Here is a 2,571-nt window from a genome sequence, read left to right on the forward strand (position 1 = left end):
TTCATCGGCCCACATTGTCGCCATGACAGGTTCCTATTTTCGCGGCGATCAAGTTCCCATTTTGCCCCCAGAAGCAGAGGCCCTGTTCACGCAAGTGACCTATACGTACTACGAACAGCTAAATGGCCACCAGGGGCAGCACGGTGTTGTTGTGCGTGGGCGAACCGGCCAGCACTGCGCCGCAGTCGGCCAGTTCGGTCATGATGGCGCTGTGGTGATTGCTTTTGACCGACATGAGGCGGGTGGGCACGCCGTTTTCTTCCAGACCGCTGCATGCGGCATAGGCCATGGATTCAGTGGACTGCCACATGGTGTCGTAAAAAATGAGGGCGCGCTGCTGCGGCTTTTGTTCGGCCATGGTGCGGTACATGTCGATAATGCGGCGCACGGCCTTTTCACCGCGATGGATGAGGCCGTGGTCCGGGGCGATCATGTCGATGTCCAGCTGCTCCACAATGGGCAGGGTCTTGAGCACCATCGGGGAGTAGGGCAGCACGATATTGTAGTAGTATTCCTTGACGCGGCGTACATATTCGCCATCATCATCGAAATCGTCCACAAAGCGTGCGGAACTGGCGATGTTCTGCCCGAAGATGTCATTGCTGACGAGCAGCTTTTCTTCAGGAATGTATGACACCATGCTGTCGGGCCAGTGCAGCATGCGCGTTTCCTGAAATACGATGGTGCGCTTGCCTATGCTGATGCTGTCGCCGCTTTTGACGGCCTGTACGGGCCAGTCCTTGCAGGAAAAATATCCGGCCATGGACTTGAGGCCCGCCTGCGACACGAAAATTTTTTCGGGTTTGCAGCGTTCCACGATGGCTTCAAGCGCGCCGGCGTGGTCAAGTTCCATATGGTTGCAGACGATATAATCGATTTTTTCAGGCTCCAGAACCTTAGCCATGCGGCACAGAAGGGCGCCTTCGCAGCCTGAGGATACCGTGTCCATAAGGACGTTTTTTTCGTCTTTGATGAGGTAGGCATTGTAGGTGGAACCGTCCGGGGAGCGGGAATAGCCGTGAAAATCCCGGTGGTCGTAGTCTACGTAGCCTATCCAGTATATGTCTTTTTTGATTTCAACAGGTTGCATCTATATATTCTCCGAAGTGTTTGGTCTTCCCCTTTACGAAAAGCCCCGCTTTGCCGAAAGTTACGGCAAAGCGGGGAAAAATGCAGGAAAAGACCGAAGTTAGGCCGGGCTGAACTGGTCTTTGCTCACCCCGCACACGGGGCAGCACCAGTCGTCGGGCAGCTGGTCAAAGGGAACGTTATCGTGTTCGGCGGGGTCATATTCGTAGCCACAGACATTGCAAACATACTTTTGCATTGGGGAATCCTCCTTGGGAGATGGCGCGGGGCTGCCGCGCCTCTTCTGTAATGCGCCTTGCGGCGGATCTAGTTTTCAGCCTTCCAGTGCCCGTGCAGATTGCAGTATTCGCGGGCGGTCACCTTGGCGGCGTCAATGGCAAAGAAAGCCTCGGGCGCATCGCCGGGCTTGAGAAACTTGGTGTAGCTTCTGCCGTCGGCCAGCAGTTCGATCCATTCAATCCAGTGCTTTTCTTCCATGGGATGAGGCACGCTGCCCACCTTGATCAGGTAGCCGCCGTCAACTTTTTCGATAACAGGCACGTGCTTTTCCATAGCGCCGTCGGTTGCGCCCTCGACCATGTGCTTCATGGGTTCGCCACAGCACACGAGTTCGGCGCCGCCGCCGTGCAGCACTTCAACAATATTACCACAATGAGTGCATTTATAAACTTCCAGATGCTTGGGCATGGTTTCCTCACTTGCTTTTTGGCCGGCATGGGCCTTGATTTAGGTTGCCGCCGGGGCAGCCGGGCGAAAGGCCCGCACTTGCGCGGATGCCCCTGTAGCCCCGGATACCGATAATTATTGTGTAAGAAGTCCTGAGCAAAGTAAAGTCTTTTTTATGAAAAATAATAGCCATTATCAATAGTGAGCGGGCGAAGCAAGGCACAAAGCTTTTCCGGCAGAACCAAGGCGACTATGCCATCTTATTTCTGTTATGACTAGACAGTGTCGTCACGAGCGCCTTTCCCGGTATCTCTGCGTCGAACTTCGCCTTTTATTCCGGTTGAGTACCATAAGAGTACACTCCCTGCATAAAAGGCTCGTTCTCCTTGATATACCAAGGAAATTCATCTCGTGACGACGCTGTCTAGAGCAATTTAACTTTTAAATTGCTCGGACGGCTGCGTGAGCAGACGTTCGCTACGGAGGCGTAAGCGCAGTTTATCTGCGCGGTTAAACGCCGAAGTGAGCGTGCCTTAAACTTTGAGAATATACATTCTCAAAGTTAATCTGCTCTAGAGCGTTTGGCGTCTGAAATACTCTGTTTGTCTTTATTCATGCCGCCTGCGCGGCGGGGACAGGGCAATGGCATCCTGCGGTGATTTAACGGTTTTCCGTTTTTTGCGCTGCTTTTTGCTCGTGGGCGGCACCGGATACGCCGGGCGCGGGGGAGACGGCAGGGGATGACGCGGAGCTTTCCGGCATGGCCTTTGTGTGCTCAGGGGGTTCCGGCAGAGCCTTGGGCGGGCTGGTCTGGGA

General features: G+C 54.4%; 2 protein-coding genes and 1 pseudogene. All 3 read right to left on the minus strand.

The window, feature by feature from the left end:
* Window positions 1-124: 124 nt before the first annotated feature.
* Window positions 125-1,090, minus strand: a pseudogene (locus V6C16_RS11030) (FprA family A-type flavoprotein); the annotation flags it as partial.
* Between the two features lie 99 nt (window positions 1,091-1,189).
* Complete coding sequence (locus tag V6C16_RS11035) at window positions 1,190-1,327, minus strand: rubredoxin (RefSeq protein WP_012625631.1); 138 nt, start codon at window positions 1,325-1,327, stop codon at window positions 1,190-1,192.
* A gap of 68 nt (window positions 1,328-1,395) precedes the next feature.
* Complete coding sequence (locus V6C16_RS11040) at window positions 1,396-1,776, minus strand: desulfoferrodoxin (protein ID WP_291438989.1); 381 nt, start codon at window positions 1,774-1,776, stop codon at window positions 1,396-1,398.
* Between the last annotated feature and the right edge of the window lie 795 nt (window positions 1,777-2,571).

The organism is Desulfovibrio sp. 1188_IL3213, from assembly GCF_036763145.1.
In the GTDB taxonomy this organism is placed as follows: Bacteria; Desulfobacterota; Desulfovibrionia; order Desulfovibrionales; family Desulfovibrionaceae; genus Desulfovibrio.

Bases quoted from the DNA above. Each gene is read 5' to 3' on its own strand.
- V6C16_RS11035 (WP_012625631.1), bottom strand. From the start codon at position 1,327: ATGCAAAAGTATGTTTGCAATGTCTGTGGCTACGAATATGACCCCGCC.
- V6C16_RS11040 (WP_291438989.1), bottom strand. From the start codon at position 1,776: ATGCCCAAGCATCTGGAAGTTTATAAATGCACTCATTGTGGTAATATT.